Here is a 13,157-nt window from a genome sequence, read left to right as displayed (position 1 = left end):
TTACACGAGACTGTGAGTCCAACAGATCGGCATGGCGGGAATGGGGCCGTGCCGAACCTCTGTGATTCCTGTGGCGATCCGCGCTACAGAGAAGACATGCTGAACGGCGAACCGGACATTCGGGACAACGCGGCCGAGCTCCTCGCCTGGTACGCGGAAATGGGCGTCGACATCGCCCTCGCGGACGAACCGCAGGACCGTTTCGCCGAGGCACCGCCGCAGTCCACATCGGCAAGCACCACATCCTCCGAACGGGCTCTGCCCGGGATCGACAAGCCTGCGCAAACGAGACCGACCGCGTCGCCTCCATCCATGGCGGCGCTGACGAAATCGCAGGACGCCGCGGTTCAGGACGCCCGTGAGGCGGCGCGAAGCGCGAAGACGCTCGACGAATTGCGCGCCATCCTAGAGACATATGAGGGCGTGGGCCTGCGCCGGACCGCGACGCGTCTCGTCTTCAGCGACGGAAACCCCCAATCCCGGGTGATGTTCGTAGGTGAGGCGCCAGGCAAGGACGAGGACCGGGAAGGCCTCGCTTTCGTCGGTCGCGCGGGGCAATTGCTCGACCGCATGCTGCATGCGATCGGCCTCGACCGGAAGGCCGCCTATATCGCCAACGTCATTCCGTGGCGTCCGCCCGGCAACCGAACGCCGACGCCGCAGGAAACCCAGCTCTGCCTGCCGTTCATCCAGAGGCAGATCGAACTCGCGAATCCGGATTTCCTGGTCCTGCTCGGCGGCTCCGCAGCGGCGGCTCTGACCGGGTCGAAGGATGGAATTCTAAGACTGCGCGGCCGCTGGATGGATTACGAGACCGGGACGAGAACGATTCGGGCGCTCGCGACTCTCCACCCCGCCTATCTTCTCCGCACGCCGTCACAGAAGAAACTTGCCTGGCGAGACCTGAGATCGCTGAAGGCAGAGCTGGACGCGAACGCATGAAGCGCCCGCGCCCGCTGTGCGTCAGCCTGCGGAGACCTGGGTAAAGCCGAGATTGGTCGGACGTTCGGGATAGGTGCGCCTGCCAGCCATCGCCTGCTCGTCCGCCTCAACGAGCTCGACGTTGCGCGCCAGGACACAGCCCGTGCCGTACAGATAGAATCCGAAATGCACGCTTTCGGCATCGTCCGGAACATCGAGAATGATCTCGCGGCGTGTCCAGTCGTGGCTGCCCTTGAGAGAACCGTCGGCGCGGGGCCCCTCCATGTTGTCGAAGCGCAGCGTATTGCCCGGTCCACGGTCGATCCGCATCCACAACGTGCCCGAGCCGCGCACATCCTCCGTCTTCAGCTCGGCGCTCAGCCGCAGGTTCATCCCCCGGAAGCCCGTAGCCTGGATGCTCTGCATCAGGGTGCCGAATCCACCCCTCCCCGCCGGCTCCTCCATGGAGAGCGAGCGGATGATCGCTGGAGATCCCGGCATGTCCGGATCGACGCCCATCTCGTAAAGCTCCGGCCGGGAACCGGACACGATCCAGCCGTCCGGAAGACGCAGGCTGCTGGTGTTCGCTGCCGACGCGGTCTCGATACGGGCGGACAGGACGTGCCAGTTTTCGCAGTCGAACTGCCGGGCGACGAGTTCGAGACATTCGCTGTGGGACAGTTCGATACGCTTCTTGCCAAGACCCTGCCGAAGCGCCTTGGCCATGATCTTGGCGTCGCGGAATGTACGCATGGTTCAACCTCTCTGCTGCAGGCGAACCGATAGGGTCAGTGCTCGCATTGCCGACAGGTCCGCCCGAGGCAAAGGGGGAAACCAGCTTGAGAATCATGCATTCGCCATTCCCCGAAGGGCGCGAGCGACAGGCTGCACGGGCCTGTCGAATATTGAGCAAAACCGCCGAGCGGCTGTCAACGACCGCTGAAATCATATCCAACGACAATGGGTTGGATCGGCAGACTGGATCGCCGCGTCGGCCAAAGCGCCGCGCGCGGACACGCCGCGCGGCCCCATGTCATTGATTGTAGTCATTCAACAGAGCAAGCTGCGGGCGTAAGCTTACCGGACGCATCAAGCCTCGGAGGCCCAGGCGATGGATCTCGATCCCGTCCTGCTCGCGCGTATCCAGTTCGCGTTCACGATCTCGTTCCACATCATCTTTCCAGCATTCACGATTGGGCTCTCCGCCTTTATCACGGTGCTGCTATGCCTGTGGCTGAAAACCGACGACGAGAAATTCCACCGACTGGCCCGGTTCTGGACCAAGATCTTCGCAGTTTCGTTCGCCATGGGCGTCGTGTCGGGCATCGTGCTGAGCTACCAGTTCGGTACGAACTGGAGCCGCTTCTCCGAATTCTCCGGCAACGTCATCGGGCCGCTGATCGGCTACGAGGTACTCACCGCCTTTTATCTGGAGGCGACTTTCCTCGGCATCATGCTGTTCGGCTGGAACCGCGTACCGCCATGGCTGCTGACCCTTTCTTCGGGCTTGGTCGCGATAGGCACCGCGACCTCAGCCTTCTGGATCCTGTCCGCGAACAGCTGGATGCAGACCCCGACCGGTCACGAGATCAGGAACGGCATCGCATTCCCGGTCGACTGGATCGAGATCATCTTCAATCCGAGCTTCCCGTTCCGTTTCGCGCACATGGTAACGGCCGCCTACCTCACCACAGCGGTCGTGGTGCTCGCAGTCGGCGCCCGGCATCTCCTCGCCGGCAAGCATATCGAGGAAGCCAAGACCATGCTGCGCATGGCGGTTGGCATGATCGCCATCACCGCGCCGCTGCAGCTCTTCATCGGCGACCAGCACGGCCTGAACACGCTGGAGCACCAGCCGATCAAGGTCGCGGCGATGGAAGGCCGCTGGGACAGCAATGACGAGGGCGACCTCATCCTCTTCGGCATCCCGGACCAGAACGCCGAGAAGAATCATTTCGAGATCGCTGTGCCCCATCTCGGCTCGCTGCTGCTGACCCACACCTTGGACGGCAAATATGCCGGCCTGAAGGACGTGCCGCCGGAGAACCGGCCCCCGGTCGCCAATGTGTTCTTCATGTTCCGGCTGATGGTCGGCATCGGCCTGCTGCTGATCGCGACGGGGCTGGTCGGCGCGTTCCTTCTCTGGAAGCGGCGCCTGTTCGAGACCCTGTGGTATCTGAAGTCGGTCTCGTACATGTGGCCGCTCGGGTTCATCGCGATCCTCGCGGGCTGGATGGTCACCGAGCAGGGCCGCCAGCCCTATCTGGTCTATGGCCTGCTCCGCACAGCCGACGGCATTTCGCCGGTGCCCGGAGCGAGCGTGCTCGGCACCCTCATCCTGTTCGTCTTCGTCTACGGCATCGTGTTCGCGATGGGCGTCTATTACATCAACCGCCTGATCGCGAAGGGACCCGGAGGCGCTGCCGCCGACCCGCCGGACGGCGTGCCGAACCGGCCGCTCTCGGCCGCCGAGGACGCGACCCGCGAAGCCACCGGCAAGCACGTCAATCAGGGAGCCTGACCATGGAATGGTATCTCCCCGTCATCTGGGCCGGCCTGATCGGCACCGCCGTCGCGATGTATGTCCTGCTCGACGGCTTTGACCTCGGGCTCGGCATCCTCTTCCCGTTCACCCGGAAGGAAGCCGACCGCGACGTGATGATGAACTCGGTCGCGCCGTTCTGGGACGGCAACGAAACCTGGCTGGTGCTGGGCGGCGGCGGCCTCTGGGTCGCCTTCCCGAAGGCCTACGCGATCATCATGCCGGCCTTCTACCTGCCGATGATCATCATGCTGCTGGCCCTTGTCTTCCGCGGCGTCTCGTTCGAGTTTCGCTGGGTGGCGAAGCCCGACCACTGGCACTGGGATCTTGCGTTCAACGCCGGCTCGACCATCGCCGCCTTCATGCAGGGCATCATCCTCGGCGGCCTGATCCAGGGCGTGAATGTCGTGGACGGCCAATATGCCGGCGGCGCCTTCGACTGGCTGACGCCATTTTCGGTCCTCACGGGGGTCGCCGTCGTCGCGGGCTACGCACTGCTCGGCGCGACCTGGCTCGTCATGCGGACCAGCGGTCCCGCCCACGATCTCGGACGCAAGATGGCGCCTGCCCTGCTCGTCATCGTCCTGCTCGGCATGGCGATCGTCAGCGCGTGGACCCCCTATTCGGTACCTCGCATCGCCGAGCGCTGGTTCAGCCTGCCAAACTTTTATTTCCTCTGGCCGGTGCCGACACTCGTGGCTGTCGTCGCGCTCCTCATCCTTCGCTGGTTGAAAAGTGGGCACGACGCGCTTCCCTTTGTCGGGACGATCCTCCTCTTCCTCCTCTGCTATGCTGGCCTCGTCGTCTCGACCGTGCCTTATCTGGTTCCGCCGCACCTGACCTTCTGGGACACGGCCGCCGCACCGGAGTCACAAATCTTCCTTCTTATCGGAACCTTGTTCCTGCTGCCGATGGTTCTGGGCTACACGGTCTTCGTGTACTGGACCTTCCGTGGCAGGATCGTGCATGGCGAGGGTGGCTACCACTGACGTCCCTCGCCGGGTGAACCGGATGCCGTCCGCCGCGTTCTTTCCATCGGCGGTCAGGCTTGAGAGGAAACGTCATGCGCTGGGGTGATCTTCGGGAAAGCGAGAACATCGAGGATCGCCGCGGTTCGGGCGGCGGCGGTTTCCGGATGGGCGGTGCCGGCGGTATCGGCATCGGCGGTCTGATCATTGTCGGCCTGCTCTCCTGGGCGACCGGCCTCGATCCGCGCCTCATCCTCGGCGGCCTCGAAATGGTCCAGGGTGGCGGCCAGAGCCGGCAGGTTGAAGGCACCGACGGCACGCCGAAGGACGAGATCGGCAAATTTGTCGCCGCGATCCTCGGCTCGACCGAGGACGTCTGGGGCGACATTTTCAAGCAGAATGGCCAGACCTATCAGCAGCCGCGCCTCGTCCTCTATAGCGGCGCGACACAGACCGCTTGCGGCATGGGCCAGTCGGCGATGGGTCCGTTCTACTGCCCCCCGGACCGGCGCGTTTATCTCGACACGAGCTTCTTCCGCGAGATGGAGCAGCGCTTCAACTCGCCGGGCGACTTCGCCTCGGCCTATGTCATCGCGCATGAGGTCGGCCATCACGTCCAGAACCTGCTCGGCATCCTGCCGCGCGTGAGCCAGGAGCGCGAACGGTCGTCGCCGGTAGAGGCCAACCAGCTTTCGGTGCGCCTCGAATTGCAGGCCGACTGCTTCGCGGGTGTCTGGGCGGCGCGTTCCAAGAAGTCGCTCGAGCCGGGCGATATCGAGGAAGCGCTGAACGCCGCGACCGCGATCGGCGACGACAGGCTTCAGCGCCAGTCACAGGGGCGCGTCGTGCCGGACAGCTTCACCCATGGCTCGTCCGCGCAGCGCGTGCGCTGGTTCAAGACCGGTTTCGACGCAGGCCAGGTTCGGGCCTGCAATACGTTCGCGGCGCAACAGCTTTAACGAGCTGACAAAGCGAGCTTTACGCCGAAGCCGATGAAGACCGTGCCCGTGAGCCGGTCCAGGAAGGCGATCACCTTCGGCCGCCGGAGCGCGCGGCCGAGCGGGCGCGTTGCGACGATCAGGAGCGCGCACCAGATAAGCCCAAGCGCGATGTGGATCAGCGCGAGCAGCAGCGTATACGGCGCGACAGCGACACCCTGCGGCACGAATTGCGGCAGGAACGACACGTAGAACACGCCGACCTTCGGATTGAGCAGATTGCCGAACAGGCCGCGCCAGAACCAGGCGAAGCGGCCGCTGCCGGTTTCACCGCTTTCGTTCACGAGATGGCGGCGCGGGCTGAAGAATAGCTGCACGCCGAGCCATACGAGATATCCCGCGCCGAGCCAGGTCAGAACCTCATAGGCGGCCGGCGAGGTGACGATCAGTGCGCCCAGCCCGAGCGCCACCGCGATGCCCCAGAACAGACAGCCCAGATTGATGCCGAGCGCACCCATTGTCGCCTGCCGCGTGCCCTCGACGGTCGCGGCGCGGAGGACGAGTGCGGAGTCGACGCCGGGCGTGATCGTAAGAAGGCTGGCGGCGGCGAGATAAGCGAGAAGCGATGCGGTGATCGTCATGCAGGTTCGGTACGGTTCACGGCACGCACTCTCCGCCGCCGACGCGAAAAACGCCAGACGCCGCGCGTCAGCATCATGCCGATGAGGCTGGCGAACCAGCCGATGAAGGCGAACAGATTTTCGATGATGACGGCCATGATCCGCACGCCCTGCTTGAACGCACGCAGGCTGGTCCGCCCGGTGAGTTCGACCACGCCGCGCGTCGATTTCCCGAAGCGCGTCGACAGCCGCGCGAGATCGGAAAGCTCCTCGGGGGACTTCGCATATTTCAGCAGGCGCACCGTCTCGGCAGGTCCGGCGATATCGTTGATATGCCGCGCGTCGCCGAGCATGCGGGCGAGACTTCCGGTGGAGGCACGGCGAACCGCGACGGAGGCCGCATCTCGAACGGCAGCATTGTCGAAGGTCGCGGCGGCGCGGAGCATGCCGCCAAGCTCGCCGAAATCGACCGCCTGCCGCACGGCCCGGCCGACGGCAACGCCGAGTTCGGCGGTCAATGTTCCGGCACGGCGTGCCGCCTTGAACAGCGAGATGCCGATCTTCGCAGGTGCGCCCAGACCGCCGGTGGCGACGGTCGCGCCGGTGGCCGCGAGGCCGACCGTCGCGAGACCGAGCATCAGTTCGTCGTAAGGCCGGCCCGAGATCATCAGCCCGCCTTCCTGGATGATGTCGCGAACATCGCCCACGACGGTAAAGTCGGAGGCGGTCGCCCCGGCCAGCCCGGCGATCGATGTGCCCTCCCCAGTGATGAACGACGTGCCGAACTCCATCGCGCCGCGCTCGGCGGCTGCAGTCGGCTGTTCGGCGGCTTCGACGCGGTCGATCAGTTCTTTCCTGATCGGCCGGTGCATTTCGAGACCGAGATCGACATACATCCGCGCGTCCTCGACATCGTTTCGCGCGAGCGCCGCCTCGATCTTCTCCTCGATTGCCTGCTGGGTGACCTTCTCGTTCAGCTCGCGCTGGATTGCCTCCTCCGGCTCAAGCGGAACTTCCGCCTCGGTGAGCACCATCGCGCCCAGTATCAGAGCGCTGAGGAACAGGGCCCCCCAAAGTAGTCTTCCCAAGCAATATCCTCCTGCCGCTAAAACGCGGACGTCAGGCTTCGGGTCCAAGCCATTGAGAAAGCGCGCGCGGGCTGCCATCTAGCTGCAACGGAGATCCCCATGTCGCGCATCGACGAAAGCCGCCCCTTCATCCCCCTCAAGATCGCTGTGCTCACCGTATCGGATACGCGTGGCCTGGAGGATGACAAGTCCGGAAACACGCTCGCCGAGCGATTGACCGGAGCGGGCCACGTGCTCGCCGACCGGGCCATCGTGCCGGACGAGACCGAGACGATCCGCGCCAAGGTTTCGGGTTGGATCGCCGATTCCGGCGTCGACGTGGTCATCACCACCGGCGGAACCGGTTTCACCGGGCGCGACGTCACGCCGGAAGCGCTGGAACCTTTATTCGAGAAGCGCATGGACGGCTTCTCGACCATTTTCCACCAAATCTCATTCCAGAAAATCGGGGTCTCGACCGTCCAATCACGGGCGACGGCCGGGGTTGCCGGCGGGACGTTCATCTTCGCGCTTCCGGGCTCCCCCGGCGCCTGCCGCGACGCCTGGGACGGCATCCTGCAAAGCCAGCTCGATTACCGTTCCGTGCCCTGCAATTTCGTCGAGATTGCGCCCCGGCTCGACGAGCACCTGAAACGGAAGAAAGGCTGATTCCCCTCTCCCGTTTATTTTCGAGTCGTCCTCTTCCGTAAACGGGAGAGGGTGGGGCTAGCCGTAGAGGCGCCCGACCAGGCTGGCCGGAACGCGCAACGCCAGCAGCCCGGACGAGATCAGCCGCCGCGCTCCATGGCCGAGATCGGCGGCATCCGCCGCGGCCGGCGAAATGAACAGGCTGGAGCGGAGCCGCACCATGCGACCACGGCCAATCCGGCGGGCGAGATCGACATATTCGACGGCCGGGATCTGCCGGAAGCCGCCGATCTTCGAATAGAACGCGCGGTGGATGAGGAGGCCGTGACGGCCGGCAGGCTGAGCCGAGAGCGAGCGGCGGATCGCGCCCGGCAATTCGCGAAGGAAACCGCGCGGCTCGCCAACGACCAATTTGAACACGGCAGCGCGATTATGGACCGAATCCTGCCGCTCCGCCCGTTCGATGAACTGGCGCGCCTCGCGGAACCAGCCCTCCTCCATCTCCGCGCCCGGAGAGAGGAACATCAACCAGGGCCCCTTGGCCGCTTGGGTGCCGATTGAAAGCCGCTGCTCGCGCGGCAACGGGCCCTTGATGAAGGTGCAGCCAGAACCCTCCGCGATGACGCGCGTCCCGTCGGTCGAACCGCCATCGACGACGATGACTTCCCGGACCGACCCGTCGGCGGCAGCCGAAACGAGCGAACCGAGAGTACCGACGAGTGCCTCCTCGTCGTTAAGTGTCGGGATCACAACGCTGATCATCGGCGTTCGCTCTACAGCACCTTGAGGAAAATGAGAACTTTTCCTTCGTCGCATGGGAACACTTGCTTATTTGTTCCTGTTTTGTTCATATGTGGCACAGAGGCTCTCCCATGGCGAATCCAGCACGCACACTGAGCTACGAGACAGAGAAGACTACAGAGACCAGACCCGGTGTGACGGCCGAACGCCGACGCGGCAGAGGCGCCGTGACCAATTCGGTCGGCCGGTTCGAGCCATATTCCCGTTCGCTGGAGGACGACGGCTGGGACAGCCTCGGCGACCTGCCACCATTCAAGACGGACATCTCGTTCGAGGCGGTGCGGAAGATCATTACCCGCAATCAATCCCCGGACATCTCCTTCGACCGCTCGATCAATCCCTATCGCGGCTGCGAGCACGGCTGCGTCTATTGCTTCGCCCGGCCGACGCATTCCTATCTCGGCCTGTCGCCGGGGCTCGATTTCGAGACCAGGCTGACGGTGAAGCCGAACGCGGCCGAGCTTCTGGAAAAGGAGTTGGCGCACCCGGGCTATCAGGTCAGGACCATGGCACTCGGGACGAACACCGATCCTTACCAGCCCATCGAGCGCGAGCACCGCATCACCCGTTCTGTGCTCGAAGTTCTGGCGAAGACCAAGCATCCGGTCGGGATCGTGACCAAATCGGCGCTTGTGACACGCGACATCGACATCCTCGCGCCGATGGCGGCTGAAGGACTGGTGCGGGTCGCCGTCTCGATCACGTCGCTGGACGCCGACCTCGCGCGGACGCTCGAACCCCGCGCGCCAACACCGTCGCGGCGGCTGGAAACCGTCCGCCAGCTTACGGAGGCCGGGATTCCGACGACCGTGATGACGGCACCGATCATTCCCGCGCTGAACGACGAGGAGATCGAGCGCCTGCTCGATGCCGCGAAGGGGGCGGGCGCGACAAGTGCTGGCTATGTGCTGCTGCGCCTGCCCTACGAGATCAAGGACCTGTTTCAGGAATGGCTGGCCGAGCACCGACCCGACCGGCTGAACCATGTGATGAGCCTGGTGAAGTCGACGCGCGGCGGAAAGGCCTATCAGGCGGAATGGGGTAAGCGGATGATCGGCGACGGCGTCTATGCCTGGACGATCGGTAGACGCTTCGAGCTCGCGACCAAGCGGCTCGGGCTGAACCAGAACAGGACATCCTTGCGCAAGGACCTGTTCACGCCGCCGGCCCGAAAGGGCGAGCAATTGGCGCTGTTCTGATGGGAAGCGTGCTGATTTCGACGCCGATGCGGGATGGGAGACGCGAAGTCGCCCCTGGGCGCACGATACGACCGCATGGTCGTCGCAGCGAAGGACGAATGGTGATGGAACCGAGGATAAGCCTGATTACTCTGGGTGTCGGCGATGTCGCGACGGCGACCGCGTTCTACGAGCGGATCGGCTTCAAGCGATCCGGCGAGGGCAATGCGGAGGTGTCGTTCTTCCAGTTGAACGGCGGTCTCGTCCTCGCCCTTTGGGGTCGCGAGCATCTCGCCGCGGATATGGGGTCTGACATTCGCGAGGCCGGCTTCAGCGGCGTGAGCCTGGCGCACAATACTCGCTCGGCACTAGAGGTGGATCGTCTGGTCGCGGCCTTCGTCGCTGCCGGCGGGCGGCTTCTGAAGGCGCCGGAAAGGACCTTCTGGGGCGGCTATTCCGGCTATGTCGCCGACCCCGAGGGACATGTCTGGGAGATCGCCCACAATCCGTTCTGGGAGCTGGACGAGACTGGCGGCGTCAAACTGCCGGCCCGCGTAGGTTGAAGATCAGTCGAAGTAGGAAGTGACGATTCGGCGCTCGAGATCCGCTTTCTCAACCTCCAACCGCTTCACGCGGCGGGCAAGAGCGAGATCGGCGGGCTGCTCGGTCCGCTCCTGCTTCAGGAATTCGACACCCATCATATTGTCGCGCTGCCAGATCACGCGGGTGCGGAAATTCTCGCGACGGTGCGGGATGTTGAGGTCGAACTCACGCGGCATCGGAACCGGATGATCGAAGACGATCCGGGCGCCAGCCGGGGTGATGTTCCTGACAACGCATTCGTGGGCAGACGACAGCCGGTGAAGGGAAATCTGTCCGCCAAGAAGGCTCGGATAGCGTACGTGCTGGCGCCGATCCTGCATCTTCGTCTCCTATTATGGCCACAACTCCTGACTGTACTACTATCGTCTAAGATGGAAGGTGCAATCGGAACCCGCCATTAACGTAAATTCGTGTGGCTCGTTTGCCCTCCCGACTCGGCGCCGGCCATGCGAAAAGGGGCGGATGCCTCCTCGCCGCGAAAAGCACGCAATGCCCGCTATCCTGCTGAAGCCCGACTTCAAGTGGGAGAAAGCGGCGATGCGTGACGGCTGCCAGATTGTAGCCGGAGTGGACGAAGCGGGACGCGGCCCTCTGGCCGGGCCCGTCGTTGCAGCGGCCGTGATCCTCAATCCGTCGCGTATTCCGAAGGGGCTCGACGATTCGAAGGTTCTCACGCCTGACGCCCGCGACGTGCTCTACGAGAAGATCATGGCAAGCGCCGAGGTCTCTGTCGTCTCCGCGTGCCCGCAGAGAATAGATCGCGACGACATCCGCAAGGCGACGCTCTGGGCGATGTGCCGGGCCGTCGCCGCGCTTCCGCGCGAGCCGCATCGCGTATTCGTGGATGGAAGGGAATTCCCGGACGGTCTTCCCTGCCCGGCCGAAGCCGTGGTCGACGGCGACGCCAAGCTGGTGTCGATCGCCGCCGCTTCGATCATTGCCAAGGTCACACGTGACCGGATGATGCGTCGGCTCGGATTGTCGGTGACGGGATACGGGTTCGAGCGCCATGTCGGCTATTCGACCCGGGAGCACAAGGAAGCACTGGTTCGGCTTGGACCGACGGTTCATCACCGCCGGAGCTTTGCCCCGGTACGGCTCGCGCTGGAAATGCGCGATGGCGGTGCCGACGGCGCGACGGCAGGCCTCCTCATGCTGGAAGAGACACGCGTCGACGCCGCCGAGTAGCGCCTAGCTGAGGAAACCCGTCAGCCAGAGCACGAGAATGATCGGAAGCGGGATTCCGATCAGCCACAAAAGTCCGCCCTTCATCATGGTGTGTTGCCTCCATTTTTCATGGAGAAGGAATGTTTTGGCGGGGCCAGGGTTCCACCGAACCAAAATGCAAAAGGCCGCCCGGAGGCGGCCTTTGATGTGCACTCGGATGTGAACCCTTGTGAACTTCAGTGCAGCTTGGCGCGGACTTCCTTGAGCCCCGAGGTGACGAGATCGTCGGCCTTGGCGGTCTTCTTCAGGATTTCGCCGGCAGCCTTGACGGCGGCATCGGCGGCGACCGCGCGAACCTCGGCGAGGGCCTGCTGTTCGGCCTGGGCGATCTTGGTCTCGGCCATCTTGGTGCGGCGGGCGACGAAGTCCTCGGCCTTGGCCTTGGCTTCGGCGGCGAGACGCTCGGCCTCGGCCTTGGCGGTCGCGACGATCGTCTCGGCTTCGCTCTCGGCTTCCTTGCGCTTGCGCTCGTACTCAGCGAGCACGCGCTGCGCTTCCTCGCGAAGCGCCTTGGCCTCGTTGAGGTCGTCGGCGATCTGCTTGGTGCGGGCGTCGAGACCACGCAGGATGGTCTTGTGACCGCCTGCGTAGAGGACGATGCCGACGAAGACCACGAAGGCGACGGCGACCCAGAATTCAGCCGTTTGCAGCATCGGGCTTAGCCTTTCAGGCTGACATCGACGGCGCTCTCGACGTCCTTGGCGGACGGCTCGGTGCCGGAGAGGCGGGCGACGATTGCGGAGGCCGCATCGACCGCGATGGAACGGACATTCGCCAAGGCCTGGGTCTTGGTGTCCGCGATCTGCTTCTCGGCCGCGATCAGGCGGTCGGTCAGTTGAGCTTCGATCGTCTTGCGCTGTGCGTCGGCCTCGGCATTGACCTTGTCGCGAGTTTCGGTCGCGATGGTCTGCGCCTTGGAACGCGCGCTCGCGAGCGAGGCCTCATAGGAGGCTATCGCCGCGTCGGTCTCTTCCTTCGACTTCTGTGCCTCGGCGAGATCGTTGTCGATCCGCGTCTGGCGGTCCTCCATGATCGAGCCGATGCGCGGCAGCGCGACCTTGCTCATCAGTACGTAGAGCAGCACGAAGGCGATCGCGAGCCACAGGAGCTGCGACGGGAAGGTCTGCGCGTCGAAGGGCGGGAAGTGCGAGCCGTCGGCCTCGCCGTGCGGCGTGGCGATTTCAACACCGGTCTGGCCGGCGTGAGGATCGTTCGAACCGACGCCGTGCGGCTGTCCCGCAGGCGTTTCAGCCTGCGCGATGACGTAAGCGACGGTCGGACCGGAGATCTCGGACATGGTTTCCGCTTTCCCGAGGAATGAGACTAGCGCGCCGGCCGCTCTTTAGTAGCGGCCGGATGCGGTTGGTGTCGTCAGGCCACGAACAGCAGAACGAGCGCAACGACGAGCGAGAAGATGCCGAGTCCTTCCGCGAGCGCCGCGCCGATGAACGCGCGAGCGAACTGGCCGTCGGCAGCCGACGGGTTACGCAGCGCGCCCGAGAGGAAGTTGGCGAAAATGTTGCCGACGCCGATGGCAGCGAGGCCCATGCCGAAGGTGGCGAGACCGGCGCCCAGGAACTTAGCGGCTTCCGCTTCCATTATGATCTCCTGTCAATTTCGTACTGTGTTGGTTGGACTGTGTGG

16 protein-coding genes are annotated in these 13,157 nt (G+C 64.3%); 8 read left to right on the top strand and 8 right to left on the bottom strand.

What is annotated here, in order from left to right:
* The first annotated feature begins 96 nt into the window (after window positions 1-96).
* Window positions 97-942 (top strand): uracil-DNA glycosylase, encoded by an 846-nt coding sequence (locus ACFPFW_RS01630; RefSeq protein ID WP_114955480.1) that lies wholly within the window; start codon window positions 97-99, stop codon window positions 940-942.
* Between the two features lie 21 nt (window positions 943-963).
* Here ACFPFW_RS01630 and ACFPFW_RS01625 read toward each other — a convergent pair whose 3' ends face one another.
* The gene (locus tag ACFPFW_RS01625; protein ID WP_114955479.1) at window positions 964-1,674 is read right to left on the bottom strand and encodes a glyoxalase superfamily protein; all 711 of its coding nucleotides are present in this window, start codon (window positions 1,672-1,674) and stop codon (window positions 964-966) included.
* 358 nt (window positions 1,675-2,032) lie between these two features.
* On the opposite strand from ACFPFW_RS01625, the gene ACFPFW_RS01620 reads away from it, so the two are divergent.
* The 3 genes from ACFPFW_RS01620 (at window position 2,033) to ypfJ (ending at window position 5,390) form a co-directional block, all read left to right on the top strand.
* Window positions 2,033-3,442: a cytochrome ubiquinol oxidase subunit I gene (locus tag ACFPFW_RS01620; RefSeq protein ID WP_114955478.1), complete on the top strand. Its 1,410-nt coding sequence runs from the start codon at window positions 2,033-2,035 to the stop codon at window positions 3,440-3,442.
* A 2-nt stretch (window positions 3,443-3,444) separates the two neighbouring features.
* Window positions 3,445-4,452 carry a cytochrome d ubiquinol oxidase subunit II gene (cydB, locus tag ACFPFW_RS01615; RefSeq protein WP_114955477.1) on the top strand — a complete coding sequence of 336 codons (1,008 nt, stop codon included), beginning with the start codon at window positions 3,445-3,447 and terminating at the stop codon, window positions 4,450-4,452.
* A gap of 74 nt (window positions 4,453-4,526) precedes the next feature.
* Window positions 4,527-5,390: a KPN_02809 family neutral zinc metallopeptidase gene (gene ypfJ / locus ACFPFW_RS01610; protein WP_114955476.1), complete on the top strand. Its 864-nt coding sequence runs from the start codon at window positions 4,527-4,529 to the stop codon at window positions 5,388-5,390.
* On the opposite strand, the gene ACFPFW_RS01605 is transcribed toward ypfJ, so the two are convergent.
* Window positions 5,387-6,010 carry a LysE family translocator gene (locus tag ACFPFW_RS01605; RefSeq protein WP_114955475.1) on the bottom strand — a complete coding sequence of 208 codons (624 nt, stop codon included), beginning with the start codon at window positions 6,008-6,010 and terminating at the stop codon, window positions 5,387-5,389. The two genes, ypfJ and ACFPFW_RS01605, sit on opposite strands and share 4 nt — an antisense overlap.
* On the bottom strand, window positions 6,007-7,077 hold the full coding sequence (locus ACFPFW_RS01600; protein ID WP_162799572.1) for a hypothetical protein: 1,071 nt from the start codon (window positions 7,075-7,077) through the stop codon (window positions 6,007-6,009). Before ACFPFW_RS01600 ends, ACFPFW_RS01605 begins: the two co-directional genes overlap by 4 nt.
* A gap of 99 nt (window positions 7,078-7,176) precedes the next feature.
* Between ACFPFW_RS01600 and moaB the strand changes: the two genes are divergently transcribed.
* Window positions 7,177-7,725, top strand: a complete 549-nt coding sequence (gene moaB, locus ACFPFW_RS01595; protein ID WP_114955473.1) for a molybdenum cofactor biosynthesis protein B — start codon at window positions 7,177-7,179, stop codon at window positions 7,723-7,725.
* Between the two features lie 57 nt (window positions 7,726-7,782).
* Here the strand turns inward: moaB and ACFPFW_RS01590 are convergent, their stop codons facing one another.
* Window positions 7,783-8,466: a glycosyltransferase gene (locus tag ACFPFW_RS01590; protein ID WP_162799571.1), complete on the bottom strand. Its 684-nt coding sequence runs from the start codon at window positions 8,464-8,466 to the stop codon at window positions 7,783-7,785.
* Window positions 8,467-8,576: 110 nt separating this feature from the next.
* On the opposite strand from ACFPFW_RS01590, the gene ACFPFW_RS01585 reads away from it, so the two are divergent.
* Entirely contained in the window at window positions 8,577-9,704 is a 1,128-nt protein-coding gene (locus ACFPFW_RS01585) for a PA0069 family radical SAM protein (protein WP_379769131.1), read from the top strand.
* A gap of 104 nt (window positions 9,705-9,808) precedes the next feature.
* Window positions 9,809-10,246, top strand: a complete 438-nt coding sequence (locus ACFPFW_RS01580) for a VOC family protein (RefSeq protein ID WP_114955602.1) — start codon at window positions 9,809-9,811, stop codon at window positions 10,244-10,246.
* 3 nt (window positions 10,247-10,249) lie between these two features.
* Here ACFPFW_RS01580 and ACFPFW_RS01575 read toward each other — a convergent pair whose 3' ends face one another.
* Window positions 10,250-10,606: a PilZ domain-containing protein gene (locus ACFPFW_RS01575; protein WP_114955470.1), complete on the bottom strand. Its 357-nt coding sequence runs from the start codon at window positions 10,604-10,606 to the stop codon at window positions 10,250-10,252.
* 169 nt (window positions 10,607-10,775) lie between these two features.
* Between ACFPFW_RS01575 and ACFPFW_RS01570 the strand changes: the two genes are divergently transcribed.
* Window positions 10,776-11,474, top strand: a complete 699-nt coding sequence (locus ACFPFW_RS01570; protein ID WP_379769128.1) for a ribonuclease HII — start codon at window positions 10,776-10,778, stop codon at window positions 11,472-11,474.
* 215 nt (window positions 11,475-11,689) lie between these two features.
* On the opposite strand, the gene ACFPFW_RS01565 is transcribed toward ACFPFW_RS01570, so the two are convergent.
* The 3 genes from ACFPFW_RS01565 to ACFPFW_RS01555 all read right to left on the bottom strand — a co-directional run bounded on the left by ACFPFW_RS01565 (window position 11,690) and on the right by ACFPFW_RS01555 (window position 13,112).
* Window positions 11,690-12,166: a F0F1 ATP synthase subunit B family protein gene (locus tag ACFPFW_RS01565; protein WP_114955468.1), complete on the bottom strand. Its 477-nt coding sequence runs from the start codon at window positions 12,164-12,166 to the stop codon at window positions 11,690-11,692.
* A 5-nt stretch (window positions 12,167-12,171) separates the two neighbouring features.
* Window positions 12,172-12,810 (bottom strand): F0F1 ATP synthase subunit B, encoded by a 639-nt coding sequence (locus ACFPFW_RS01560; RefSeq protein WP_114955467.1) that lies wholly within the window; start codon window positions 12,808-12,810, stop codon window positions 12,172-12,174.
* A gap of 74 nt (window positions 12,811-12,884) precedes the next feature.
* A complete protein-coding gene (locus ACFPFW_RS01555; RefSeq protein ID WP_114955466.1) occupies window positions 12,885-13,112 on the bottom strand; it encodes a F0F1 ATP synthase subunit C in 228 nt (75 codons plus the stop codon).
* Window positions 13,113-13,157 lie beyond the last annotated feature (45 nt).

The organism is Flaviflagellibacter deserti (genome assembly GCF_042652085.1).
GTDB classification, from domain to species: Bacteria; Pseudomonadota; Alphaproteobacteria; order Rhizobiales; family Methylopilaceae; genus Flaviflagellibacter; species Flaviflagellibacter deserti.
The sequence above is the reverse complement of the archived record's forward strand: the minus strand, read 5'-3'. Positions and strand labels throughout refer to the sequence as shown.

Bases quoted from the DNA above. Each gene is read 5' to 3' on its own strand.
- ACFPFW_RS01620 (WP_114955478.1), top strand. From the start codon at position 2,033: ATGGATCTCGATCCCGTCCTGCTCGCGCGTATCCAGTTCGCGTTCACG.
- moaB (WP_114955473.1), top strand. From the start codon at position 7,177: ATGTCGCGCATCGACGAAAGCCGCCCCTTCATCCCCCTCAAGATCGCT.
- cydB (WP_114955477.1), top strand. From the start codon at position 3,445: ATGGAATGGTATCTCCCCGTCATCTGGGCCGGCCTGATCGGCACCGCC.
- ACFPFW_RS01575 (WP_114955470.1), bottom strand. From the start codon at position 10,606: ATGCAGGATCGGCGCCAGCACGTACGCTATCCGAGCCTTCTTGGCGGA.
- ACFPFW_RS01580 (WP_114955602.1), top strand. From the start codon at position 9,809: ATGGAACCGAGGATAAGCCTGATTACTCTGGGTGTCGGCGATGTCGCG.
- ACFPFW_RS01625 (WP_114955479.1), bottom strand. From the start codon at position 1,674: ATGCGTACATTCCGCGACGCCAAGATCATGGCCAAGGCGCTTCGGCAG.
- ACFPFW_RS01605 (WP_114955475.1), bottom strand. From the start codon at position 6,010: ATGACGATCACCGCATCGCTTCTCGCTTATCTCGCCGCCGCCAGCCTT.
- ACFPFW_RS01555 (WP_114955466.1), bottom strand. From the start codon at position 13,112: ATGGAAGCGGAAGCCGCTAAGTTCCTGGGCGCCGGTCTCGCCACCTTC.
- ACFPFW_RS01590 (WP_162799571.1), bottom strand. From the start codon at position 8,466: ATGATCAGCGTTGTGATCCCGACACTTAACGACGAGGAGGCACTCGTC.
- ACFPFW_RS01560 (WP_114955467.1), bottom strand. From the start codon at position 12,810: ATGTCCGAGATCTCCGGTCCGACCGTCGCTTACGTCATCGCGCAGGCT.
- ypfJ (WP_114955476.1), top strand. From the start codon at position 4,527: ATGCGCTGGGGTGATCTTCGGGAAAGCGAGAACATCGAGGATCGCCGC.
- ACFPFW_RS01565 (WP_114955468.1), bottom strand. From the start codon at position 12,166: ATGCTGCAAACGGCTGAATTCTGGGTCGCCGTCGCCTTCGTGGTCTTC.
- ACFPFW_RS01570 (WP_379769128.1), top strand. From the start codon at position 10,776: ATGCCCGCTATCCTGCTGAAGCCCGACTTCAAGTGGGAGAAAGCGGCG.
- ACFPFW_RS01630 (WP_114955480.1), top strand. From the start codon at position 97: ATGCTGAACGGCGAACCGGACATTCGGGACAACGCGGCCGAGCTCCTC.
- ACFPFW_RS01585 (WP_379769131.1), top strand. From the start codon at position 8,577: ATGGCGAATCCAGCACGCACACTGAGCTACGAGACAGAGAAGACTACA.